Below are 24,598 nucleotides of genomic sequence, written 5' to 3'. Positions count from 1 at the left end.
AACAACGAAGCGATCGTTCAGGAGATTGTGATGAAGCGTCGTGAGTTCCTTAAACTGTCGTTTGGCGCAACGGCGGCTGCATCGTTATCGCCGGAGGTGTACGCTCAAGCATCCGTGAAGGAAATCAGGATTGGCTACCAGAAGACCGGCGTGCTGGTGATCGCGCGGCAGCAGGCCGTGCTGGAGAAGCGGTTTGCCGGCAGGCAAATCGGCATCAAATGGATCGAGTTCACGTCGGGGCCGCCGTTGCTGGAAGCCATGAGCATCGGCAGCGTCGACCTCGGCGCCGTCGGCGATACGCCGCCGATCTTCGCGCAGGCTGCGAACGCCAATATTGTTTATGTCGCGGGATCGCGGATCACCAACGGGCAGGGCATTCTCGTGCCCGCCAATTCCGGCATTCGCACCATAGCCGACCTGAAGGGCAAGCGCGTCGGATTTACCAAGGGTAGCAGCGCGCACAACGTGGTGATCGCCACGCTGGAAAAGGCTGGACTGACCTATGAGGACATCACGCCGGTCTATCTGACGCCGCCCGACGCCGGACCGGCCTTCGCCAACGGCAGCATCGAGGCCTGGGCGATCTGGGATCCGTATTTCGCGATCGGCGAGAAGCGCCAGAACGGCCGGATCCTGATCAACGCCTATGAAGTCGCCAAGACCAACTCGTTCTATCTGGCCAACCGCGATTTCGCGAATGCCCATGTGCAGGAAACCCGCGAGGTGATCGATGGCCTAGCGGAGGCCGCGCGCTGGGCCGAGGCCAATCGCGCCGAGGTCGCCAGCGCGCTCGCGGCGGTCACTGGCGTGCCGCTCGAGGTCCTGGCCGTCGCGGCCAACCGCGCTTCATTCCTGATCGGCCCCGTGACCGACGAGATTGTCACGACGCAGCAGGCGGTCGCCGATCGCTTTCACAAGCTTGGCCTGATTCCGAAGCCGATCGCCGTGCGCGACATCGTCTGGAGTCATACGCAGAGCTGAATTCCAAACAAAAGGACGTAACTCATGATGCGTTTGTTTCAACGCTTGCTCGCGAGCGCCGTGCTGTCGATTAGCATGGTCGCCGCGACCGTCGGCGCTTCCTACGGCCAGGACAAGGTGGTCCGCATCGGCTTCCAGAAGTACGGCAAGCTGGTGCTGCTCAAGAGCAAGGGCACGCTGGAGGAGAAGCTGAAGTCCGCCGGTTACAAGGTGGTGTGGACGGAGTTTCCGTCCGGCCCGCCGCTGCTCGAGGCGCTCAATGTCGGCGCGATCGATTTCGGCAATACCGGCGAGGCGCCGCCGATCTTCGCGCAGGCGGCCGGCGCGCCGATCCAGTATGTCGCCTATGAGCCGCCGGCGCCGAAAGGCGAGGCGATCCTGGTGCCGAAGGACAGCAAGCTGAGTTCGGTCGCCGACCTGAAAGGCAAGAAGATCGCGCTAAACAAGGGCTCCAACGTTCACTATCTGCTCGTCAAGGCGCTGGAGAAGGCCGGCGTCAAATATTCCGAGATCGAGCCGGTGTTTCTGGCGCCAGCCGATGCCCGCGCGGCGTTCGAGCGCGGCGCGGTCGATGCCTGGGTGATTTGGGACCCGTTCCAGGCAGCCGCCGAAGCGGCCACCGGCGCGCGCACGCTTGCCGACGGCAGCGGCATCGTCTCGAACTATCAGTTCTATTTCTCGTCAAAGAAGTTCCTGGAGAGCGACCCGAAGATCGTCGATGTTGTATTGGCGCAGCTCAGCGAGGTCGACGACTGGGCCAAGGGCGACATCCATGCTGTCGCCGAGCAACTTGCGCCGGCGATCGGGCTTTCCGTTCCAGTCGTCGAAGTCGCGCTCAAGCGGCAATCCTACGGCATCAAGCCGATCACCGAGAGCGTGGTCGCCGACCAGCAACAGGTCGCGGACACGTTCTTCGCGATCGGACTTATTCCAAAACAAATCAAGATTTCTGACGTGGCCCGGAGGTCCGGATCGTGAGCACGCAACAAAGCGCCAACATCCTCTGGTTCCTGCCGACCCATGGCGACGGCCGTTATCTCGGCACCACCACTGGCGGACGCGAGGTGAACTTCAACTACCTGCGCCAGATCGCGCAGGCCGCCGATCAACTCGGCTATTTCGGCGTGCTCTTGCCAACCGGGCGAAGCTGCGAGGATTCCTGGGTGGTGGCTTCGGCCGTGGCGCCGTGGACCGAGCGGCTGCGTTATCTCGTGGCTGTCAGGCCCGGACTGCAATCGCCGAGCGTTGCCGCCCGCATGACGGCAACGTTGGACCGGGTGTCGAACGGACGTCTGCTGATCAATGTCGTCACCGGCGGTGATCCCATCGAGAACAAAGGCGATGGCATTTTCCTGTCGCATGATGAGCGTTACCAGGTGACGCGCGAGTTCCTCAACGTCTACAGCGACCTGCTCGCGGGCAAGACTGTCAATGTCGAGGGCAAGCATATCCGCATCGAGGACGGCAGATTGCTGTTCCAGCCGGTGCAGTCACCGCGGCCGCCACTCTATTTCGGCGGATCGTCGGATGCCGGCATCGACGTCGCCGTCGATACCGTCGACAAGTACCTGACCTGGGGTGAGCCGCCGGCGCAGGTCGCCGAAAAGGTCAATCGCGTGAAGGCCGCTGCGGCCGCGCGGGAACGAAAGCTCTCGTTCGGCATCCGCTTGCATGTGATCGTGCGCGAGACCAATGCGGAAGCCTGGAAGGCGGCGGACGAATTGATCCAGCACGTCACCGATGAGACGGTCGGTTCGGCGCAAAAGATCTTCTCGCGGATGGATTCGGTCGGCCAGCAGCGCATGGCGGAGCTGCATGGCGGCCGCCGTGACAAGCTCGAGATCAGCCCCAATCTCTGGGCCGGCGTCGGCCTGGTGCGCGGCGGCGCGGGCACCGCGCTGGTTGGTGATCCCGAGACGGTCGCGGCGCGGATCAGGGAATATCAGGATATCGGCATCGATACCTTCATCATGTCGGGCTATCCCCATCTCGAGGAAGCCTATCGCTTCGCCGAATTGGTGTTTCCGCTGCTGTCGCTGAACCAGCAAAACAACGTCACGCCGATCCGTGTCAACACCGGGCCGTTCGGCGAAACCATCGGTAACGAATATCGGCCGCAGAAACAGGCATCGCAATCATGAGTCTGATCGACAGTCTTCCGCGCGTCGGCGCACCGAAATTGCCGCGGATCGACGGCTTGATCCCGTGGATCGTGCCGCTCGCGATCATCCTGATCTGGCAGCTTGCCTGCGTCACCGGCTTCGTATCGGCACGCGTGCTGCCGGCGCCAAGCGACGTGGCGCTGGCAGGATGGAAGCTCCTCTTGTCAGGCGAGCTCGCCCGCAACATCTGGGTCAGCTTCTGGCGCGCCAGCATCGGATTTCTGATCGGCGGCAGCATCGGCTTCACGCTCGGCCTTGCCAACGGTCTGTCGCCGACCTCCAGCAAGCTGACAGATACGACGCTGCAGATGGTGCGCAACATCCCGCATCTTGCATTGATCCCGCTCGTCATCCTTTGGTTCGGGATCGATGAATCGGCAAAACTGTTCCTGGTCGCGCTCGGCGTGTTCTTCCCGATCTACCTCAACACGCTGCACGGCATTCGCACCGTCGATCCGCAATTGATCGAGATGGGCCGCATCTATGGCATGACCGATGGCGAATTGTTCCGCCGGGTAATCTTCCCGGGCGCGTTGCCGTCGATCTTCGTCGGCGTGCGCTTCGCACTCGGTATCATGTGGCTGACCCTGATCGTGGCCGAGACGATCGCCGCGTCATCGGGTCTCGGTTACATGGCGATGCAGGCCCGCGAGTTCATGCTGATCGACGTCGTGGTGCTGTCGATCCTGATCTATGCGTTGCTCGGAAAACTGGCCGACAGCGCCTCGCGCGCGCTGGAATGGCTGACGCTGTCCTGGCACCCGGCCTTCCAGAAACACTGAGGACAAGAAATGCAAGAAGCCCTTCGTTTTCGTTCCCTGGATGCCGAGCCGGTCAAGCGCACGGATTTTGTCGAACAGGCGCGTCAGTTGCGGCGCAGTCCGGAAGCGCAGGCCCGCGGGCTTTCGCTGACCATCCGGGGATTGCGAAAATCCTTCGGCGACAATGAGGTGCTGCGCGGGATCGACCTGCATATTCCCGCCGGCCAGTCGGTTGCGATTGTCGGCCGCAGCGGCTGCGGCAAGAGCACGTTGCTGCGGCTGATTGCAGGTCTGGAGACCATCACCGCCGGCACGATCAGCCTCGGCGAGGACGCGCGCCCGGAAGACGTCCGCGTCATGTTCCAGGAGCCGCGGCTGCTGCCGTGGGCGCGGGTGCTGTCAAATGTCGAGGTCGGTCTCGGACGCGAGCGAAGCTCGGCCGATGCACAGGCTCGGGCCGAGAAAGCGCTGGCCGAGGTCGGTCTCACGGACAAGCGAACCCAGTGGCCGGCGGTCCTGTCAGGCGGACAGAAGCAGCGCGTGGCGCTGGCCCGCGCGCTGGTCAGCCAGCCGCGCGTGCTCGCCTTCGACGAGCCGCTTGGCGCGCTGGATGCGTTGACGCGCATTTCGATGCAACGGCTGCTCGAACGGGTCTGGCACGATCAGGGCTTTACCGCGATCCTGGTGACGCACGACGTCGCCGAGGCCGTAGCCCTGGCCGATCGCGTGCTTGTCATCGAGGACGGCCGCATCGCCGAGGATTTCAGCGTCGATGTTCCGCGTCCGAGGCAGCGCGGTTCGGCCGAACTGGCGGCGCTGGAAGGCGCGATCCTGAAAAATCTGCTGGAAGGTACGGAAGATACTTCCGACCTGTGAGGTGCTCATGAACTCCATTGTTCGTTCCGTGTCGATCGATTCCGAGGTTTCCTCCGGTGACTTTCGCAGTGCGATGCGCCGACTGACGGGAGGCGTCAGCGTCATCACCGCAGGTATAGGCTGGGACATCTCGGGCATGACGGTTACGTCGGTGTCGTCACTGTCGGTCGATCCGCCAGCTTTGATCGTCAGCATCAACCGGGAATCTTCATCCTGGCCGCTCGTGAGGCGGTACGGCTTCTTCGGCGTCAACATCCTGACCTCGGACCAGATCGATATCGCCGAACGCTTTACCGGCAAGGACGGGCTGAAGGGCGCCGAACGCTTCGCCAGCGCACATTGGACGACGCGTGTATCAGGGGTGCCGCTACTGACAGACGCCCTGGCAGTGATTGATTGCGAAGTCGAGGACGTTGTCGAACGGCATTCGCACGCGATCGTCATTGGGCGGGTGCTGGATATTGCGGTTTCGACCCGAACCGCGGCGCTGGCCTACTGGCAGGGGCGCTATGTCGCCATTGATCAGGACGAGGATGCGGCGAAGCTTGCCGAGGTCAGCGTGCCGGTGCGGAAGGCCGCACGGAAGATCTGACGGAATTGCTCTGCGGCCGACCGGCGCCATCGGGCTGGCTTTTTCGCTGCGGCCGATCTAAACCCGGCGAATGAAGCGTCTCGCAACCTGGACATTTTACGCAGTCGGCGCGCTCGCGATTGCCTATCTCGCGCTGTATGCCTATGCGGTTTTCACCGGGCGCGACCTGCAGCCCGGCGATCCCATTCACATTTTCCGCAAGCCCGACGCGCCGAGTTATTCCGCCCTTTCAACGTCATTGCGAGCGTAGCGAAGCAAGCTATCTTCCCGGCGAGGAAGTATGGATTGCTTCGTCGTTCGCTCCTCGCAATGACGGAGGCGGGCGTAAAGCCTAGCCCGCCGTCATAAACCGCTGATGCTCACCCGCGCCGGCCGGCGTGATCGGTATCCCGCCATCGGCATATTCGTTCAGCTTGTTGCGCAGCGTGCGGATCGAGATGCCGAGGATGTTTGCGGCATGGGTCCGGTTGCCGAGGCAGTGTTTCAGCGTCTCCAGGATCAGGTCGCGCTCGACGTCGGCGACGGTGCGGCCGACCAGAGCACGTGTGACCTGTTCGGCGGCAAAGGTGGCGTGCGCGACTGCGGGCGCGGTCTTGGCGAGATCGAGGCGGTCGCCATCGGGGGTGACGATAGCGTCCGGACCGATCTCGTCGCCCTGCGCCATCAGCACCGAGCGGTGGATGGTGTTTTCGAGTTCGCGGACGTTGCCCTGCCAGCGGTTCGAGGTCAGCACCCGCCGGGCATCGGCGGAGATGGGACGCAGCGGCACGCCATTAGCCTCGGCGTACTTTTTGGCAAAGTGCTGCGCCAGTTCGAGGATGTCGGCCGGGCGGTCGCGTAAGGGAGGAATCTTCAGATTGACGACGTTGAGGCGGAACAAGAGATCCTCGCGGAAGGTGCCGTCGCGCACGGCCTCAGAGAGATTGCGGTTCGAGGTCGCGATGATACGGATGTCTACCGGCACCGGCTTGGTGCCGCCGACGCGGTCGATGACGCGCTCCTGGATCGCGCGCAAGAGTTTCGATTGCAGGCGGACGTCCATTTCGGAGATTTCGTCGAGCAGCAGCGTGCCGCCGCTGGCCTCCTCGAACTTGCCGATGCGGCGGGCGACGGCGCCGGTGAAGGCGCCTTTCTCGTGGCCGAACAGTTCGGACTCCAGCAAGTGTTCGGGGATCGCGGCGCAATTGATCGAGATGAAGGGGCGCTTGGCACGGTTCGAGCGGGAATGGACATAACGCGCCAGCACTTCCTTGCCGGTGCCGGATTCGCCGGTGATCATGACCGAGGCATCCGAGCCCGCGATCTGCTGTGCCAGCTTGATCACCTTGCCCATGGCTTCGTCGCGATAGATCAGATCACGTGAATCATTGGCGACTGCGGCGAGCACGGCGGCGATCAGTTCCGGATCGGGCGGCAGCGGGATGTATTCCTTGGCGCCGGCGTGGATCGCGGCGACCGCGGCGCGGGCGTCGTTGGAGATGCCGCAGGCCACGATCGGCACGTGGATGTGTTCGGCTTCCAGCCGCATCACCAGGTCGCGGATGTCGAGGGCGACGTCGACCAGCAGCAGGTCGGCGCCCTTGCCGCCGCGCAGCACGGCCATCGCCTGTTCGATCGCTTCGGCGTGGGTCACGGAAGCCCCGTTTGCCATCGCGATCTTGGTGGCGGTCGTGAGTTGGCCCTTCAATGTGCCAACGATGAGAAGCCGCATGTCTGTCTCCTGTCCGTCTGTTCGCGTCGTTCGGGCGCGTGTCGCCAAAATTGTTAGCTGCGTTCGGCCTTGATGATTTCCGTCATGGTCACGCCGAGCTTGTCTTCCACCAGCACCACTTCGCCACGCGCCACCAGGCGGTTGTTGACGTAGATGTCGATGGCCTCGCCGACGCGGCGATCGAGTTCGAGCACAGTGCCGGGGCCGAGCTTCAATAACTCGCCGACATCCATCTTGGAGCGGCCGAGCACGGCCGAGACCTGCACCGGCACGTCGAACACGGCTTCGAGGTCGGCTGCGATGCGCGAGGCCTGTTCGTCCTCGTTGTAGGCGAGGTCGTCGATCGGCGGCGCGTCCGCGGCGTTGAGATCGGGTAGCGGTACCTGTGCGTCGGTGTCACTCATGGTTCAGTCCTCATGGCCTTCACGTTCCGGCCTGGTCGCGGGACGCCAGATAGCGCCCGACGAGTTCGCTGATCTTCGCTTCGATGGCCGCGCGTTCCAGCACCACGCCGCCGTCGGCCCATTCGATCCGGCAGTCGCCGGTGGCGATGCCGGGCTCGGCCAGGATCACCAGCCGACCCTCGAAACCGCTTTGGGATGCCTGCCGCTCGATCTTCTCGCGGGCAGCCTCGTAGAGCTGGTCACTGATGCGAACGACGAGATGCGGGGTCGCAACCAGATGCGAGAAGCAGTCGCTGACCAGCGCCATGATCTCGCCGAGCGGCTCGCGGGCGACCAGTTCGGTGCACAGCTTGCGCGCCACTGCGACCGCGACATCGACAGCCTCGGTTTCCATTCTGGCTTCGATGCCGGAGAAGCGCGTGGCGATGCCCCTGATGGCGATGCCAATCTCTTCCAGCGCCAGCGCCGAGCGACGGTCGCTTTCCACCTTGGCCTCGTGCTGGGCCGCCTCGTAGCCGGCGCGGTAGGCACGTGCCTCGGCCTCCGCGACCTTTTGCGCGATCTCGGCGGCGGTCGCGGCACGCTCGCGCGTCTTGTCGGGCGCGGCGAAGTCGGTGTCGAACAGGAATTTTGCGGGCGCGGCCATCAGTACACCAACTCGTCGTCGGCGCGGTTCTTGGTCAGGGTGATTTCGCCCCTGGCCGCCATGTCCTTGGCGAGGTTGACGAGCAGTGCCTGCGCCTCGTCGACGTCACGCAGCCGCACCGGTCCCATCGCGGCCATGTCGTCCATCAGCATCTTGCCGGCGCGCGAGGACATGTTGCCGAGGAAGAAGGCGCGCACCTCCTCGTTGGCGCTCTTGAGCGCGATGCCGAGCTTGTCCTTGTCGACGTTGCGCATCAGCGTCTGGGCCGAGGCGGAGTCGAGCTTGATCAAGTCATCGAAGGTGAACATCAGCGCCTTGATGCGCTCGGCGGATTCGCGGTTTTCCTCTTCCAGCGAGGTGATGAAGCGGGTCTCGGTCTGGCGGTCGAAATTGTTGAAGATTTCGGCCATTACCTCGTGGGCATCGCGGCGCCGGGTCTGTGACAGGTTGGACATGAATTCGGTGCGCAGCGTCTGCTCGACGCGCTCGATGACTTCCTTCTGCACCGCTTCCATCTTCAGCATGCGCCCGACCACGTCGAGCGCGAGATCTTCGGGCAGGATCGCCAGCACGCGCGCGGCGTGTTCCGGCTTCAGCTTCGACAGCACCACCGCGATGGTCTGCGGATATTCGTTCTTGAGGTAGTTGGCGAGCACCTCCTCCTGGACGTTGGAAAGCTTCTCCCACATGTTGCGGCCGGCGGGGCCGCGGATTTCGTCCATGATGCCGGTGACGCGCTCGGACGGCAGATATTGCTGCAGCAACCGCTCGGTGGCGTCGAAGGTGCCCATCAGCGCGCCGGACGCCGACATCCGCGACACGAATTCGAGCAGCAGGTCTTCCACCACGTCGGCCTCGACGGTGCCGAGCGTCGACATGTGGATCGACAGTTCACGCACTTCGTCGTCGTCGAGCAGCGACCACACCTTGCCGCCATATTGCTCGCCCAGCGCCAGCATCAGGATGGCGGCGCGCTTCGGGCCGCTCAGCGGCTGGCCCTTGGGCCGGTTGCTCTGACGGCTCGCCAGCGCCGAGATGACGGTGGTGATGTCGTTTGCGTTTGAGGTTTGCGGTACTGCGGCCATGTCAGCTCTCGGCGGGTTCGCTCAGCCACTGGCGAACGATGGAAGCGGTTTCGTTCGGATTACGTTCGGCCAGTTCGCCGACCCGGTGCACGGCCTGGGCGTGGACCTGGCCCTGGACCTGGGCGACGTCGATCAACTGGGCGGTGCCGCTGGTGCCGGCGATCAAGGCCTGATTGGGACCGAGTTCTCCGTTCGGCCCGTTGCCCTCGATCAAGGCCGGCGCCGGTTCGGCCAGGGCCGGGATGACTTCGGCAGCCAGGATGCGTTTGACCAGCGGGCGGATCACCAGGAACAGCACCACGAGGCCGAGCAGCATCATGACGCCGAGCTCGATGACGTACATGACGTCATCCTTGGTGAACTGCAGCATGCCGAGCAGACCGGCGGGCTCGACAACCGGCGGAACGGTGGGGGCTTCGGCAAAGCGGAGGTTGACGACCTCGACCTGGTCGCCGCGCTTCTGGTCGAAGCCGATCGCCGAGCGCACCAGGGTGGCGATACGGTCGAGCTGCTCCTTGCTGCGGTCCTGATAGACCATCTCGCCTTTTTCGTTCTTGGTATAGGCGCCGTCGACCAGCACCGCGACCGAGATCCGGTTGACCCGACCGGCCTCGGTGACCTCGGTCTTGGTGGTGCGGGAAATCTCGTAATTGTTGGTCTCTTCGCTCTTCTTGCTCTGGTCGCGGGCGGTAGCCGTGCCGCTGTTGGCCTGGTTGCCGGGCAATTCGTTGTTGACGGTCACCTGGCCGCCGTCGCCGGCGCTGGCGGAAGATTCCTCGCGGGTCTGGGTCGAGCGCAGCACGCGGCCCTCGGGATCGAACTTGTCCGAGGTCTGGGTGACCTTGTTGTAGTCGAAATCGGCGGTGAGCTGGACGCGGGCGCGGCCCTGACCGACCACTGAAGAGACGATCGCCTCGACTTCGTTGCGCATGCGCTTCTCGAAGGCGGTGCGGCGCTCGTCACCGATGGCGATTTCGGCATCCTTGGTGGCGCCGTCGGCTAGCAGGCGGCCGGCCTCGTCGACGATTGAGACCCGCTGCGGCTTCAATCCGTTGACGGCGGAGGCGACGACATGGCGGATGGCGCGGATCTGCTGGGGTTCGAGGCTGCCGCGCACCCGCACCACGATCGAGGCCGACGGCTCCGGCGCTTCACGCGCGAACAACGGCCGTTCCGGCAGCACCAGATGGACGCGGGCGGCCTGGATGCGGTCGATGGCGCGGATGGTGCGGGCGAGCTCGCCCTCCAGCGCACGCAGATGATTGATGTTCTGGACGAAGCTCGTGGTGCCGAGCGCGTCGGACTTGTCGAAGATCTCGTAGCCGACGCCGCCGCCCTTGGGCAGATTGGCTTCGGCGAGTTTCATCCGCAGCCGCGTGACCTTGTCCTTCGGCACCATGATGACCGCGCCTTCATTGCGCAGCTCGAAGGGAATGGCCTGGCGTTCCAGATCCTTGATGATGCTGGAGGAATCTTCAAAGGAGAGGTCGGTGAACAGGGTGGTCATCTGCGGCGTCGTGACGCGCATGATGACGAAAGCGAAGAAGCCGATCAGGGCGGTGGTGACCGCAACCATGGCCATCAGCCGTGCTGCGCCCAGGCCTTTCAAGAAAGCAACGAGACTTTGCACCAACTACCCCCAGGGATTCGGCCCCAGGGACCGACTGGGCAATTATTGCCTAGGGGATGGTTTCCATATGGTTAACAACCATTAAAGCCGCCCCGAATAGTTCCGGCATGAAAAAAACCGGCTTCGTAAAACGAAGCCGGTTTTCATCAAATCTTTTGATTCAGGAGAGCTTACTGGCGATATTGCTGGATCCGAGTGGTCCGCAGGCCTGCCAGACCATGCTGGTCGATGGAAAACTGCCAGGAAAGGAACTCGTCGACCGTCAGGGTATAGCGGCTGCAGGCCTCTTCGAGGGAAAGCAGGCCACCGCGGACCGCGGCAACGACTTCTGCCTTGCGGCGGATCACCCACCGTTTGGTTCCGGGCGCTGGCAGGTCAGCAATTGTTAACGGACTGCCGTCAGGCCCGATGACGTATTTTACCCTCGGGCGATGGGGTTCTGTCATGGCGTACTCACAAACTCTCAACCACTGAACTCACGGTAGTAAATCTACGCCCCTCGGCTTAAAATTTGCCTAAGCATACGGCTCGAATACGAATCTCCTTGAAAATGACCGAAAACGGCTTCGGCCCGGGCTTCCGGGGACGCAATTGCGTTCACTCGGAGGCTGCCGGGCCGGGAAGGCCGGGGTGCTGGGGGGCTGGCCGGTGCGCTAGCTGGAGGTGCTCGGGCGGACCACTCGCTTGATCTTGTCGGTGGTGTAGCTCTGGCCGCCGATCGACAGCAGCGGCGGGGAGGAGGTCAGATCGACCGAATCCACGATGCCCTGGACTTCGGTGGAAATCGCGACGTTGTTGCCGGAGCTGTCCTTGCCGGTGGCGGTCAAGGTGTAGGTGCCGGCCGGCCACTGCACGCCGTCATTGCCCTTGCCGTCCCAGACGAAACTGGAGCCGCCCTTCTTCAGCGTATAGTTGCCCGTATAGGCGGTCTGTCCCGCCGAATTGGTGATGGTGATCGTCGCGCTGGTGTCTTTCTCGGAATTGAAATTCCAGGTCGCCGATTTGTTGAACTGTGCCTTGCTGCCGTCGACGGCAACGGTGTTGCCGACATAGACCAGCGCCTGCGTCGCTTGGGCGCTCTTTTCGATTTCCACCAGCGCCTTCAACTGCTCGTTCGACTTGAGCTGCTGCTCGATGCCGGCAAACTGCACGAGCTGCTGAGTGAACTGGTTGGTGTCGAGCGGATCCATCGGATTCTGGTGCTGAAGCTGCGTGGTCAGCAGCGTCAGGAAGGTCTGGAAGTTATCCGCAATCCCCGCCGTCTTCGTCGACGACGTAGTGTTGCTGGTGGTGGTATTGGTCCCGGGCGCCGAGACGACCGTCGTCGGCATGGTTGCATCGACTGCCATGGCGAACTCCTTTAAACTAAACCCTGATATCGACGCCGCCGCTCGCGCCGAGCATGCGGCCATAGCTGCGGCCGGCGACGACGGCCGGCACGCTGTCTTCCTCGCTGACGACGAGGCGATGCGCATTTGGATTTGACTGGTTGCCGTCGTTCTGGCCCTGCGAGGACTGATCGCGCAGGCTGAACTGCAAACCACCATTGCCGGTCGAGAGGCCGGCGTTATCGAGCGCACGCTGCAACTGGTTGGCGTCCTGACGCAGCATCGACAGCGTTTCCGGCCGTTCGACGGTCAGATGCGACGTCACCTGGCCGTGGCGATCGACATCGATGCGGACGTCGATGCGGCCGAGTTCGGCGGGATCGAGCCGGATTTCGAAGCGGGTCTTGCCGCTCCTGGCGGACGCGGCGATTTCCATCGCAAGCCCGCTGACCGGCACCGCGGCGCTCGTCGCTGCCGTGGCGGTGAGTTGGCTAGCGGCTGCAGCCGTTGTCGTGGCAGAAGTGGCCGATTGCTGCGTCTGGATGGAAGCCTGCAGGCCGTTGCCGGACGCGTTGAGCGGCGTCTGGCCGACGATATCAGGGGCAGCAAAATGCGTGGTGGTGTTAGCGTTGACGTTCGCAGCCGATGGCGCGACGGAATTGCCTAACGCATCGGCCTTCACGGCGTCGGCGATGCCGTTCTCGGAGTTCGGCTTTCCTGCGGCTTCGGCGGCCGCCGTGACGGCGGGCACGGTGGTATCAGCGGCAGGTGCTGCGGGTGCGGCGGTGGCGGTGGTTTTGGTCTGCTCGACGACCGTCGTCGCGCCTTTCCTGGCGAGATCGGGGTTCTTGAGCTGTGCGGAAGGTTTGGTGCCGGCGGCAGGAGTCGCGGCGACCGTCGACGCGGCCTGAGCGATGCCCGTCGTGACGGACGCGTCGGCGGATATGGCCTGGGCGCTGACGGCCTGACCGACGCCGCCCTGCGCGCTGGCCTTGGCACCGTCCGCTTGCGTGTTGTTTGCGGTGGCGGGCGCGGTGACGGTGGCTTCGGTGCCTTCAGCGGCGGTAGCCGCTGGCGCGGTCTCGGCGGCGAGCGAAGCGGAGGCGGCGATCGCAGCCGCCGCGATGGCAAGCGGCGCGGTCGCCTTGTCGGTTGTGGGTGTCGTCGAAGCCGTCGGCGCCGGCGCTGCAGCGGTAGAGATGGTGACGGCAATCGCGTCGGCCGTCACCGTTGCATCCTGCGTGGTCTCGGCCTGATCGGTGGCCGCGGAAGCATCGCCGGAAGAGGCCTGCGTCGTCTCGTCCGATTTCGCCTTGTCGGACTTCGGCGCGTCGGACTTCGATTTGGCGCGGCCGGTCTTTACGTCTTTGGTCCCGGCCTCGGCATTGGTATCGACGTTGCCGTCGTCGTTTGCCTTGTCGCCGCGCGTCTTGTCGTTTTGTGTCTTGGCCGCCGCGTCGCGAGCATTCGAATCATTGCGCGCGGCCTTGTCGGGACCGGCAGCATTGTCGCGCGAGCGGTTGTCGGAGGCCGCTGGCGTGTCGTCGGAGCGGCGCGGGGCGGGCGCCGTATCAGGTGCGCGATGGTTGTCGCGGCTCGCCGCCGTATTGCTGTCGACCAGCGCCGCGAAGCTGTCGTTTCCGGCGGATGGCTCGGCATCCGGACGGGAGGACCGCGCCGCTGCGGTCTGAAAAGATGCATTTGCCGATACTTCTGACGTGACACTAACCACGGGCAACCCTCGCGCTGAGCTCTCCGCTATCCTTCAGCAAGGACCGGGCCACCTGCCGCGGCAAAAAATATCGTTATATTTCAATCGCTTACGAATGTTGCGGCCGGAAGTCAGCGCGGGACGGCGGCCCCCTTTTCTGCCCGGCGGCAAGATTTGCCGTCCTGGACACGCTTCAAAATGCGGGTCGGCTGATTGCCTCACGGGAATACGGCCTATATTAAAGAGCGGCGCCCGATCCGGCCCGGTATGGCCGAATGACGCCCTAAGGCCTTATATGCAAAAGGCTTTTCAACCCTGTTCCGCGAACCGCCCGGCGCGCTCGCGATTGAAGTCGATGACCCCTGGCATGCGAAACAGTCTGGATCTCGAAGGCCGCCCGCAGGACACACGGGTCGTGGTCGCCATGTCCGGCGGCGTCGACTCGTCGGTGACGGCTGCCTTGCTGAAGTCCGAGGGCTACGACGTGGTCGGGATCACGCTGCAGCTTTACGATCATGGCGCGGCCACCCATCGCAAGGGCGCGTGCTGTGCGGGGCGCGACATCCACGACGCCCGCAACGTCGCCGAACGGATCGGCATCCCGCATTACGTGCTCGACTACGAAAGTCGCTTCCGCGAATCCGTGATCGATAATTTTGCCGACAGCTACGCGCTCGGCGAAACGCCGGTGCCCTGCATCGAGTGCAACCGCTCGGTCAAATTTCGCGATCTGCTCGCGACCGCGCGCGAACTCGGCGCGCAGGCGCTCGCAACCGGGCATTACGTCGCTTCGCGCCGCCTTGCCAACGGATCGCGGGCGCTGGTGTGCGCTGCGGACGCCGATCGCGACCAGAGCTATTTCCTGTTCGCGACCACGCGTGAGCAGCTCGATTATCTGCGCTTCCCGCTCGGCGACATGACCAAGCCGCAGGCGCGCGAACTGGCGCGGCGCTTCGGCCTCGAAGTCGCCGACAAGCAGGACAGCCAGGACATCTGCTTCGTGCCGACCGGGCGCTATACCGACATCATCGGGCGTTTGAAGCCCGGCGCGATCGAGCCGGGTGACATCGTCGATCTCGAAGGCCGCGTCATCGGCCAGCATCAGGGCATCGTTCATTTCACCGTCGGCCAGCGCAAGGGACTTGGCATCGCCTCCGGTGCGCCGCTCTACGTCCTCAAGCTCGATGCGGCCAGCCGCCGCGTCGTGGTGGGACCGCGCGAGGCGCTGCGGATGGATCGCATCCGCCTGCGTGACGTCAACTGGATCGGCGACGGCGCGCTCGACCGCGTCATCGGCGACGGCATCGAGATGTTCGTGCGGGTGCGATCGACGCGTGCGCCGCAGCCGGCGTGCTTGCGCGCGGTCGATGGCGGTTATGAAGTCGAACTCGTTGCCGGCGAAGAGGGCGTATCGCCCGGCCAGGCCTGCGTGTTCTACGATGCGCCTTCCGGACAGGCGCGGGTGCTCGGCGGCGGATTCATCAAGAGCGCGACCGCACGCCATGTGGCGGCGAGGGCAGGGGCGCAGGAAAAGACCGCGCCGCTCGCCGAGGTGATGCGCACTTAAAGAAAATCGGGGCAGAGGAAATGGCTGGGGACATCGACCGCGAAGGGGTCGAAAAGGCTTATGGGCGCTGGGCGCCGGTCTACGATCTGGTTTTCGGCAAGGTGTTCGACGAGGGTCGCCGGTCGACCATTGCGGAGGCCGACAAGATCGGCGGACGCGTTCTCGATGTCGGTGTCGGCACCGGGCTATCGCTGTCGGAATATTCGCGCAATACCAAATTATGCGGCGTCGACATTTCCGAGCCGATGCTGCGGCGTGCGCTCAAGCGCGTGCGCGAGTTCGGCCTGACCAATGTCGAGGCGCTCGCGGTGATGGACGCCAAGAATCTTGCGTTCCCGGATTCGTTTTTCGACGCAGTGGTGGCGCAATATGTCATCACCGCGGTGCCGGATCCGGAGCGGACGCTGGATGATTTCATCCGCGTGCTGAAGCCGGGCGGCGAACTGATCCTGGTCAATCACATCGGCGCCGAAAGCGGGCCGCGCCGGATGTTCGAACTGGCGTTCGCGCCATTGGCGCGACGGCTGGGCTGGCGGCCGGAATTTCCGTGGGAACGCCTGACCAACTGGGCTGCCAAGCATGGCGGCGTCACCTTGACCGAACGGCGGCCGATGCCGCCGATGGGACACTTTTCGCTGATCCGCTTTCGGAAATCGTGAACGCACAGCGTTTTCGAGCGAAGTAGCTGTCGGTTCGCGTCAAGAAATCGCGTCAACAAAGAACGCGACAATCTAGCCGCGGAACCTCCGCGAGCGCGGGCCGTTTTCCTTGCATGGCAATGAAACGCGCCTTTTTGATCTCGTGTGTGTGGGCGGCGACGGCCAGCATGGCAGTTGCACAGGCACCGCCGACCCCGGCCACGCCGCCGGCCCAGACCGCGCCCCCGTCGCCGCAGCGCGCGGCCAATTGCGCGCCGATGCAGCCGTTGCCGAACTCTGGCGAAAAGGTTCCGGAGGGGACGACAACCGGCCAGCGGGCCGAACCGCTCGGCGACAAATTGGCCCGTTCGGATGGTGTTTTGTGCCCACCTCCCGGCATCGATCCTGAAATGCACGCGCCGGCCCCCGACGCCGGCAAGACGCCGGTGATTCCGCCGCCCGGCAGCCCCGGCGGCGACCCGACAATCCGGCCAAAATAGCGCTATTGTGCAGAGGCTTGGTTAGACCGCTGGCTTTGCTTGACAGGTCCTCGACCCACTCCTTATATGCCGCGCGTTCGCGAATGCGGTATAGTAGGCCGTGACGGTGAACCGTGGCGAGGTAGCTCAGCTGGTTAGAGCACGGGAATCATAATCCTGGGGTCGGGGGTTCGAGTCCCTCTCTCGCTACCAAATCTGCGATTTTGCGCCCCTGCCTACGATTTTCAGCGATTTCGTCCAATTGCCGCGAGTGGTGCGCGGCTAAGTTGCCTTCAATCATGAGGGCGGATAGCCGCTGGGCTCCAATGCCGCGTAGCTGATCGCCGACGCCTTTAGCACCCGCAATGTAATGTGATCCAGGCGGATCTTTCGACCTATACGCAGGCGCCGACTGCCGGTCCACGACATCGCTGCGACGTTTGGAAAATCCCGCTGAGCCATACCAGGTGCGGGTGATGGCGGCCGGCCATTTGGCTCGCATTGCTGCCCCCGGAATAGGCCATGGCGCGGTCACACGGCCTCCATCTTGCTGTGTCCTACCAAATGGCAGGTTCGGGGAATTGGGAGCAAGCGCAGCATGCGGGCAGGGTGGCTGGGGTTTGCCGGGCGGTTTTTCGGTGTCCTGTTTCTTGTGAGCGTCGTGGTGTCGCCCTGCGGCGCGGGTCCGCAGGAAATGCTGACGCTGATGCAGCGCATCACAGCGCTTGCAAAGGAGGGCCGCTACGGCGAGGCGGTCAGTCTTGCGAGGAAGCTCCAGAGCGAGGCCGAAAGAACGTCCGGGCGTCAGTCGCCTTTGACGGCAACGATACTGGTCGTGCTGGGCCAGGTGCTGCAGACGCAAGGCGAAACCGCCGAAGCCGAAAGTGTCCTGAAAAGAGCGCTTGCCATCCGTGAGAAAAGCCTCGGTCCAAATCATCCCGATGTTGCGGCCGTGCTCGTCACGCTGGGCCAGATCGAGCTGGGCCAGAACCGGCTGAATGACGCCGAGCGCGATATTATGCGCGCGATTGGCATCAATGAGCGTGCACTGGGCCCTGACCATCTCACGACGGCGCTGACGCGCATGCAGCTCGGCAATCTCCGTCACCGTCAAATGAAGGAGACGGAGGCGCTCGATATTTTCAACGGCGCGCTGGAAGTCTTCAGGAAGTCTCCGGGGCAGGCGGACATCATGATCCCGGTGACCCTGAGCAACATCGCCGAAGTCTATCGGGCCCAGGGCCGGCTGCAATTGGCGGAGGCGCGCTTTGCCGAAGCGCTCGATCTCCAGGAAAAAAAGCATGGCGCCGACAGCATCTATCTGGCGGCCACGCTCAATAATCTCGGCGAGCTCCGTCGCGCCCAGGGGCGACTTCAGGAGGCCGAGCAACTGGCCCGGAGGACCCTGGCCATCCGCGAAAAAGCGCTGGGCCCGGACCATTCCGACGTCGCAGCGAGCCTCAACAATCTGGCGTTGGTGTTCTCGCGCGAGGGCAGGGAAGCCGAAGCCGAGGGCCTGCTTGCCCGTGCGCTTGCGATTCACGAAAAGGCATTTGGAACGGCGCATCCGACGGTGGCGACGGCTCTGAACAATCTTGCCGAAGCGTGGATGCGTCTGGGGCGTACGCAGGAAGCCGAACAGCTCTTCCGGAAATCGCTGGCCATTCGCGAGAAGAGCCTCGGTGCGACCCATCTGGATGTTGCCGTTTCTCTCGACAATCTCGTGGCGCTGCTTGGCAACGGTGATCGTTACGCTGAAGCGGAACCGCTGGCGCGCCGGTCGCTTGCCATACGCGAAGCCGCGCTCGGCGGTTCTCACCCGCTCCTCGCAAGCAGCCTCAACAATCTGGCTGTGGTGCTGGACAGTACCGGGCGGCCGCAGGAGGCCGAGCCGCTGCTGAAACGGGCGCTGAACATGCGCCTGCAGACGCTCGGCGATGCGCATCCCGACGTCGCCAACAGCTTCGTCAATCTCGGCGCACACTATCTCGATGTGAAGGATTGGCGGCAAGCCCACGATGCGTATGCCCGGGCGGCGGCCATCCAGAACAGCCGCGAGGAAAGGGGCCGGAGCGATCTGAAAGCCCGTGACGACACCAATCCGTTCCCGGGATTGATCGTCGCCGCCTACAATCTCGCAGGCGCCTCCGATGGCGGGCGGGCCAGCGTGCTGCGATCGCAGGCGTTCGAGGCGGCGCAATGGATCGGCGACGAAAAGGCGGCGCGAGCGATTGCCGGAATGTCGGCCCGCATCGCAAAAGGCAGCGGGGATCTGGCGGCGCGCGTTCGCGAGCGGCAGGACCTCGACGAGCAGGCAATCGCCACCGACAAGATGCTGGTCGCGGCGCTCTCGCAGCCTGATGCCGCGCGCAACAAAGTGGCGGAGCAGGCGCTTCGCGCCCGAGCCTCGGCCATCGCCGGACAGATCCGGCAACTGGACGACAAGATCCGCACGCAGTTCCCGGATTATTCGGCGCTGGCCACCAAGGCTCCCATTTCGATCGAGGACGTTCAGAAGCAGCTCCATCCGAACGAGGCCTTGCTGCTGTTTACGACGACCTTGCGCTTCACCTTTGTCTGGACGGTGACGCGTTCGGACGTGCGGTGGCACGCTGCCGATATCGGCGAGAAGCAGCTCGCCGATACGGTCGGCATCTTGCGCTGCGGCCTCGATGCGGAAGCGTGGCTGGACAAGGCGTCCACATGTCCGGAAAAACTTGGCCTGAAGCGCCCACTGGCGGCACGCGAGCCATTGCCGTTCGACCAGGAGCGGTCCTTTGCGCTCTATCGGGCGTTGCTCGGCCCGGTCGCCCGCGACATCGACGGCAAGGAACTGATCCTGGTGCCGTCCGGTCCGCTGGCCATGCTGCCTTTCGGGACGCTGCTGACCGACAAGCCTGCGCCGGACGCCGGCAAGGACGGCGCGAACGCGGACCTTTCGAAAGCGCCCTGGCTGGTCAAGCGATTTGCGACGACCGTCTTGCCCTCGGTCTCCAGCCTCAAGGCGCTGCGCCAGATCGCGCAGAAGAGCAGCGCATCGAAGCCGTTCCTCGGCTTCGGCAATCCCTTGCTCGATGGAGATGGCCGCAGCGATCTTGCGGTTGCGCGCGCCAGGCTGACGCGCCAGATCCAGAATTGTGCAGCCATTCCAGCGCAAGCAAGCCAGGTCGCGCAAAGAGGTTTTCGCACGGTCACCGCGCTGTCCGGCGGCACCGCCGATATCGAGCAGCTCAGGCGCCAGATGCCGCTACCGGAAACCGCGCTTGAATTGTGCTCGGTGGCAAACAGTTTCGCGCCGGTCAAAGGCGACGTCTATCTCGGCAATAGCGCTACCGAGACGAAGATAAGGGCGCTCAGCGAAAGCGGCGACCTCGCAAAATATCGTATCCTGCATTTTGCGACCCATGGAGCGCTGGCCGGGCAGGTGAATGGATCGATCGAGCCGGGACTGATCCTGAGTCCGCCGCCGGCCGCCACACAAGCCGATGACGGCTATCTCTCGTCGTCGGAGATTTCGGGCCTCAAGCTGGATGCCGATTGGGTGGTTCTGTCGGCCTGCAATACGGCTGGCGGTCAGGCTTCCAATTCAGAGGCCTTCTCCGGTCTTGCGCGGGCATTTTTCTATGCGGGCACGCGCGCTCTCCTGGTCTCGCACTGGGCGGTCAGCTCCGACGCAGCGGTCGCCATCACCACCGGCACCATCGATGCCATGAAGGCGAGTCCCGATGTCGGCCGCGCCGAGGCGCTTCGCCGCTCGCTCTCGGCCTTGATCGCGAAGGGCGGCGAGAACGCGCAACCCGCCATATGGGCGCCTTTTGTGCTCGTGGGGACCGGCAGCCTCTGATGGTTCTCCTGGGAGGCAAAAGCAGCATGCAACCTCGATCCGCGACTTTCCGCTTTCGCGTCCACTGCATTCACGAAGGGGCTAGAGCGTGATGACTTTTCTTTGAATCGTCATCCGGCTCTATCTCTTTGATTTGAGCATGATCTTTTCGGAAAACCGGTACCCACTTTTCCGGATCATGCTCCAGGCTCCAATCGCGGATCAGGATCGTTCCATGATTTTCTTCGTCAGCCTTGCCAAGCGCCCGCTCGGCACGTCGAAAGGGCGCCTGCGGCACTCGCTGCGGCTTTGCTGACGCTTGCACATGGGCCATCGCGTCCGAACGATATGAGGTGAGGCATTCGCCGCCCAGCGCGATCGCGTTGCCACCGACGATCGTTGCGCCGCTATGCGTCGTGCCCGTCGTCCCAGACCTGTTGCGACCTTTCCAGATGGCGCCGCATGACCGCGACGGCTCCGGCTTCGTCCTGTTTCGACAGGAAATCGAGCAACTGAAAATGCTGTGCTGCCGATTGCGCGATATACTCGCGGCCCGAGGCGTTCTTGAATCCGCGAAGCCGGACGCGATCACGCAGCGTCTCCACCAGCTCGGTAAGCGGCTTGTTGCCGAGCGTTCCGATCAGGCCGACGTGAAACGTGCGGTCGGTCTCGAGAAACTCAATCAGATTGCCGGCATCGGCCGCGCGCTTGGTCGCCGCCGCAAGCTCGCGCAGTTCTGCAAGTTGTGCCGGTGCGAGACCGGCGCGCGCGATATCGGCGACACTCGGGACTTCGAGCAGCACGCGGATGGCGAAGATATCGTTGAGCTCCTTTGACGAGAGCGCAACCACGCGAAACCCGCGATTTCGCACCGGCTCAAGCAGACCTTCGCGCGCCAGATCCAGCAGCGCCTCGCGCACAGGCGTGGCCGAAACGCCGAGTTCGGTAGCGAGCCGCGGCACCGAATAAAGCTGATCCGCCTGCATTTGCCCGGTGATGATCAGCCCGCGGATCACCTTCCGCGCCTGCTCGCGCAGGCTCGGGCCGGACATCAAGCTGAGTGCGCCGCCCTGTCTCACCATGCCCACGGCCTATCCAAGATTCTCAGCCGAGTAAATGTAATGTGTAACATATTACTGTTGACGCAAGACGAAGTGATATGTGATATATTACTATTAAATACAAAAACAGGGAGGTAAGCCGTGGTGGATCGCATCCTGATGATCGTGTCCGACACCGTCCGCTGGGACATGCTCGGCTACAACGGCGGCGAGGTCAGAACGCCAAATCTCGACCGGCTTGCCGACCGATCGATGGTATTCGACCGTTATTATGCGTCGAGCTTCCCGACCGTTCCCGCTCGCTACGACTATCTCACCGGAAAGCCCGCTTTCGCCGGCGTCGGCTGGGGCGCATTGCCGCGCGCCGACCGCTCGATTGCGAGTGCATTGACGGATGCGGGCTACACCACGCTCGGCGTCGTCGACACACCTTTCTACCAGGTCAACGGCTATTCGTACGATCGCGGCTTCAACTACTTCTACGACATGAAGTCCCAGCTCCTGGGCACGCCGCACTACTCCTCCTACAGCGCGCCGGGCAAGACCAAGCGCCAGGGCGGCGGCAAGCTGCCGCAATGGCCGATCACCGGCAAGGTGCAGCCCGATCCGCGCACTGGAGAGATGGATTGCCCGGCGCCGCTCACCATGGTGCAGGCGGCAAAATGCCTGGAGGAAATCTACGAGGACAAGTTTTTTGCGCTGGTCGACACCTGGGATCCGCACGAGCCGTGGGACCCGCCGGCCTATTACGTCAGACACTATCTTCCCGACTATGCCGGCGAGCGCGTGCATCCGCCCTATGGCGAATGCAAGAAGCACGGCATGACCGAACGCGATATCGCGGTAGCGCGCGCGCTTTATAGCGGCGAGCTCGAGCTTGTCGATCGCTGGATCGGGCATCTGCTCGGCCAGCTCGCCTATCTCGGCATCGAGGAAACGACCGCGATCATCTTCGTTTCCGACCACGGCTTCCTCCTCGGTGAGCACGGGCTGATGGGCAAGATGGTCCGCCGCGCGCCCGGTGAAGCGACATGGATGCGCTCGCCGCTATACGAGGAAATTGCGCGCGTGCCGCTGTTGATCCACGTGCCCGGCGCCAAGCCCGGCCGGACGTCAAAGCTCGCCTGCGCGCTCGATATCGCGCCGACGATCTGTGATCTCGCCGGCCTGCCGCGACAAGCGGAGATGCAGGGCCTTTCGCTGCTTCCCGCCGTAACAGGTCAGGCGTTCGAGGGACGCGACCATGTGTTGACGGCGCTTCCGCTCGCCAATCCCGGCGAGACCGTCGAAGTGGTCGATGATCTCATGCGGACCGTCGTCGAGTGGCAGCCTGTCACCATCACCACGCAGGACTGGTCGCTGCTCTACGCCACCCCGAGCGAGCCGATCGAACTCTATGATCTGCGCGTCGACCCCCGGCAAACCGCCAATGTCGCGGCGAAACATCCGGAGATCGTCGCGATGCTGCTGGCGTTCTACGCCGAGGACCTGCGCCGCGCCGGCGTCGCGCGGAAATATAGCGATCCGCGCCTGGCAAGTTACCTCGCGACAAATCCCGGATTCTTCGAGCCAGCGTGAGAGCAGGTTGCGGTCGAGCACCGCGCGCACGTCCTCTCCACCGATCTTGACGGCGCGCGCCACCAACCCCGGCTCTCCCAGAGCATGCCGGGTTTCGTTCCGCCACGCCTTCAGACATCGAAAATGAAATCAGATTTGTGAAGCGCATAGGCACGAATGCCAACCAGTTCGATGCTGTCATCGCCGACCGACACGACGGCATTGCCATGCGCGGATGAAATGCAGACATCATGCCAGTCGAGATTTCCGGCATGCTTGAACTCGAGCTTGTCGATGCCGGGTTGGAAGTCGGTGATGACAGCCTTGGTCGCGCCCTTGTCGAAGACGAAATGGTCGGCCCCGCTCAATCCGGTGAGTGTTTGTTTTCCGGTACCGGCGAACAGGAAATCTCCCTGTGGCCCGCCGATGAGTGTGTCCTTGCCGTCCGAGCCGATGACGAGCTGCCGCGCTTCGGGATCCTCCGATTCGACGCCGCCTTTCAGCCCGGTGTGCCGTGTGTAGGAGATGAAGACATCATCCTGGATATGTTGGGTATCGGTGTTGCGGAGGATGATGTCGGCAAGCGTCGTCTGCTTGATCTGCTGCAGTGTCCTGGCGTCGAAGCCCTGATTTTCGAACCAGAACCGGTCGCCATCGCGCAAGGCCTCGAACTGCATCGCGATGACGGTCTGGAAAGTTTCGCCGATCAGCGCGCCGGGGGCATGATTCTCGGCCAGGCCCCCGGTCCAAAGGTCGATCAGATCGACGTTGTTCGAGAACGCTATCTTCAAAGCCGCCCGCGTTCCAGGATCGCTGGTGATCTGGTCGATATCCGTGTATCGGGCGAGGCCGAGAGATTCGCGCACGTCGTTGAGCGATCCGATACCGAAATCGCGTTCACGCTGGATATTGATCGCTGCAAGATCCATGCTCACGGGTGGGTCGAAGAGGAAATTGCGGAGATCCTCGACGATGCGAACATCCATCGCCTGCGACGGGTCGCCTGCCAGATGGCGCAACTGCCCATCGGCGCCGCCGGACGCGACAAAATCCGACGGCGGTGCGAAGAAGATGTCTCTGAGTTCGCGCTCCGATCCTTCGACGACCTCGCCGCTCTCCGTCAGACTCTCGGTTTCCGCTGAAACGATCGAATGCCCGAAGCGGAAGGCGATGTTGAACTCGAGCGAGAGGCGCGGATCGACGCTCGAATCGTAACCTTGGTAGGCCCCGATCGCGTCGCCGCCGATCAGGTTCGGCAGAAATTCCTTGTACGTGATGTTCGCGATCTCGGCCGTGACGATGGCGCGCGCGTAATTATAGAGCTGATCGCCGCTCCAGTTCGGATGCGCCTTATGCAGCTTGTCGACCTGGTAGTTGTGTTCGCGCACGAACAGCGCGTGCAGCGAGGTCAGCGCAAAGTTCTCCGCAGCGCGCGGATCGCCGGCGGCGAATAGGCCGTTGACGATCGGCAGATTGCCTCCCTCCGACGTCTTCATGTGCCCGTCGGGCAGGCGCAGGCTCGCGGCCGTCGCCGCGTCGGAGCCGTAGACCATGGAGGCGTCGAGCCAGCCGGTGCTGAAATTGAG

At 63.5% G+C, this 24,598-nt stretch carries 23 protein-coding genes and 1 tRNA gene; 13 read left to right on the top strand and 11 right to left on the bottom strand.

Going from position 1 to position 24,598, the window contains the following annotated elements; translation table 11 throughout:
- The first annotated feature begins 30 nt into the window (after positions 1-30).
- The 7 genes from AC0QUY_RS09445 (at position 31) to AC0QUY_RS09415 (ending at position 5,622) form a co-directional block, all read left to right on the top strand.
- Entirely contained in the window at positions 31-981 is a 951-nt protein-coding gene (locus AC0QUY_RS09445) for a sulfonate ABC transporter substrate-binding protein (RefSeq protein WP_475386628.1), read from the top strand.
- Between the two features lie 24 nt (positions 982-1,005).
- Entirely contained in the window at positions 1,006-1,959 is a 954-nt protein-coding gene (locus AC0QUY_RS09440; RefSeq protein WP_475386626.1) for a sulfonate ABC transporter substrate-binding protein, read from the top strand.
- Positions 1,953-3,122 (top strand): FMNH2-dependent alkanesulfonate monooxygenase, encoded by a 1,170-nt coding sequence (gene ssuD, locus AC0QUY_RS09435; RefSeq protein WP_475386646.1) that lies wholly within the window; start codon positions 1,953-1,955, stop codon positions 3,120-3,122. The genes AC0QUY_RS09440 and ssuD overlap by 7 nt, the downstream gene beginning before the upstream one ends.
- Positions 3,119-3,925, top strand: coding sequence for an ABC transporter permease subunit (locus tag AC0QUY_RS09430; RefSeq protein ID WP_475386625.1), 807 nt, complete (start codon positions 3,119-3,121; stop codon positions 3,923-3,925). Before ssuD ends, AC0QUY_RS09430 begins: the two co-directional genes overlap by 4 nt.
- Positions 3,926-3,934: 9 nt before the next feature.
- Positions 3,935-4,780: an ATP-binding cassette domain-containing protein gene (locus AC0QUY_RS09425; RefSeq protein WP_475386624.1), complete on the top strand. Its 846-nt coding sequence runs from the start codon at positions 3,935-3,937 to the stop codon at positions 4,778-4,780.
- Positions 4,781-4,787: 7 nt separating this feature from the next.
- Positions 4,788-5,372 (top strand): flavin reductase family protein, encoded by a 585-nt coding sequence (locus AC0QUY_RS09420; protein WP_161849598.1) that lies wholly within the window; start codon positions 4,788-4,790, stop codon positions 5,370-5,372.
- A gap of 70 nt (positions 5,373-5,442) precedes the next feature.
- Complete coding sequence (locus tag AC0QUY_RS09415; protein WP_161849597.1) at positions 5,443-5,622, top strand: hypothetical protein; 180 nt, start codon at positions 5,443-5,445, stop codon at positions 5,620-5,622.
- 81 nt (positions 5,623-5,703) lie between these two features.
- Here the strand turns inward: AC0QUY_RS09415 and flbD are convergent, their stop codons facing one another.
- The 8 genes from flbD to AC0QUY_RS09375 all read right to left on the bottom strand — a co-directional run bounded on the left by flbD (position 5,704) and on the right by AC0QUY_RS09375 (position 13,908).
- Positions 5,704-7,083: a sigma-54-dependent transcriptional regulator FlbD gene (gene flbD / locus AC0QUY_RS09410; RefSeq protein ID WP_161849596.1), complete on the bottom strand. Its 1,380-nt coding sequence runs from the start codon at positions 7,081-7,083 to the stop codon at positions 5,704-5,706.
- Between the two features lie 53 nt (positions 7,084-7,136).
- On the bottom strand, positions 7,137-7,487 hold the full coding sequence (fliN, locus tag AC0QUY_RS09405) for a flagellar motor switch protein FliN (protein WP_108521346.1): 351 nt from the start codon (positions 7,485-7,487) through the stop codon (positions 7,137-7,139).
- A 19-nt stretch (positions 7,488-7,506) separates the two neighbouring features.
- A complete protein-coding gene (locus AC0QUY_RS09400) occupies positions 7,507-8,133 on the bottom strand; it encodes a FliH/SctL family protein (protein ID WP_475386623.1) in 627 nt (208 codons plus the stop codon).
- Positions 8,133-9,218 (bottom strand): flagellar motor switch protein FliG, encoded by a 1,086-nt coding sequence (fliG, locus tag AC0QUY_RS09395; protein WP_161849594.1) that lies wholly within the window; start codon positions 9,216-9,218, stop codon positions 8,133-8,135. Before fliG ends, AC0QUY_RS09400 begins: the two co-directional genes overlap by 1 nt.
- Position 9,219: 1 nt before the next feature.
- On the bottom strand, positions 9,220-10,848 hold the full coding sequence (gene fliF, locus AC0QUY_RS09390) for a flagellar basal-body MS-ring/collar protein FliF (protein ID WP_161849593.1): 1,629 nt from the start codon (positions 10,846-10,848) through the stop codon (positions 9,220-9,222).
- A 170-nt stretch (positions 10,849-11,018) separates the two neighbouring features.
- On the bottom strand, positions 11,019-11,294 hold the full coding sequence (gene sciP / locus AC0QUY_RS09385) for a CtrA inhibitor SciP (RefSeq protein ID WP_002714638.1): 276 nt from the start codon (positions 11,292-11,294) through the stop codon (positions 11,019-11,021).
- A gap of 207 nt (positions 11,295-11,501) precedes the next feature.
- Positions 11,502-12,197 (bottom strand): flagellar hook assembly protein FlgD, encoded by a 696-nt coding sequence (locus tag AC0QUY_RS09380; protein WP_161849592.1) that lies wholly within the window; start codon positions 12,195-12,197, stop codon positions 11,502-11,504.
- A gap of 16 nt (positions 12,198-12,213) precedes the next feature.
- A complete protein-coding gene (locus tag AC0QUY_RS09375; protein WP_475386622.1) occupies positions 12,214-13,908 on the bottom strand; it encodes a flagellar hook-length control protein FliK in 1,695 nt (564 codons plus the stop codon).
- Positions 13,909-14,254: 346 nt separating this feature from the next.
- Between AC0QUY_RS09375 and mnmA the strand changes: the two genes are divergently transcribed.
- From mnmA to AC0QUY_RS09350, 5 genes are all read left to right on the top strand, one after another.
- Entirely contained in the window at positions 14,255-15,454 is a 1,200-nt protein-coding gene (mnmA, locus tag AC0QUY_RS09370) for a tRNA 2-thiouridine(34) synthase MnmA (protein ID WP_475386621.1), read from the top strand.
- 20 nt (positions 15,455-15,474) lie between these two features.
- Positions 15,475-16,113, top strand: a complete 639-nt coding sequence (locus AC0QUY_RS09365; protein ID WP_475386620.1) for a class I SAM-dependent methyltransferase — start codon at positions 15,475-15,477, stop codon at positions 16,111-16,113.
- A 167-nt stretch (positions 16,114-16,280) separates the two neighbouring features.
- Entirely contained in the window at positions 16,281-16,592 is a 312-nt protein-coding gene (locus tag AC0QUY_RS09360; RefSeq protein WP_371419353.1) for a hypothetical protein, read from the top strand.
- Positions 16,593-16,707: 115 nt separating this feature from the next.
- Positions 16,708-16,784, top strand: a tRNA-Met gene (locus AC0QUY_RS09355).
- A gap of 385 nt (positions 16,785-17,169) precedes the next feature.
- A complete protein-coding gene (locus tag AC0QUY_RS09350) occupies positions 17,170-20,415 on the top strand; it encodes a tetratricopeptide repeat protein (RefSeq protein ID WP_475386619.1) in 3,246 nt (1,081 codons plus the stop codon).
- Positions 20,416-20,485: 70 nt separating this feature from the next.
- Here AC0QUY_RS09350 and AC0QUY_RS09345 read toward each other — a convergent pair whose 3' ends face one another.
- Both AC0QUY_RS09345 and AC0QUY_RS09340 read right to left on the bottom strand, forming a co-directional pair.
- The gene (locus AC0QUY_RS09345; protein WP_475386618.1) at positions 20,486-20,728 is read right to left on the bottom strand and encodes a hypothetical protein; all 243 of its coding nucleotides are present in this window, start codon (positions 20,726-20,728) and stop codon (positions 20,486-20,488) included.
- A gap of 73 nt (positions 20,729-20,801) precedes the next feature.
- Positions 20,802-21,476 (bottom strand): GntR family transcriptional regulator, encoded by a 675-nt coding sequence (locus AC0QUY_RS09340; protein ID WP_246738627.1) that lies wholly within the window; start codon positions 21,474-21,476, stop codon positions 20,802-20,804.
- A gap of 120 nt (positions 21,477-21,596) precedes the next feature.
- Between AC0QUY_RS09340 and AC0QUY_RS09335 the strand changes: the two genes are divergently transcribed.
- Positions 21,597-23,033 (top strand): sulfatase family protein, encoded by a 1,437-nt coding sequence (locus AC0QUY_RS09335; RefSeq protein WP_161849583.1) that lies wholly within the window; start codon positions 21,597-21,599, stop codon positions 23,031-23,033.
- A gap of 110 nt (positions 23,034-23,143) precedes the next feature.
- Here AC0QUY_RS09335 and AC0QUY_RS09330 read toward each other — a convergent pair whose 3' ends face one another.
- A complete protein-coding gene (locus AC0QUY_RS09330; protein ID WP_475386617.1) occupies positions 23,144-24,565 on the bottom strand; it encodes a peroxidase family protein in 1,422 nt (473 codons plus the stop codon).
- Positions 24,566-24,598 lie beyond the last annotated feature (33 nt).

Source organism: Bradyrhizobium sp. WYCCWR15520 (genome assembly GCF_056174665.1).
This window is presented reverse-complemented; position numbering and strand designations above follow the sequence as displayed.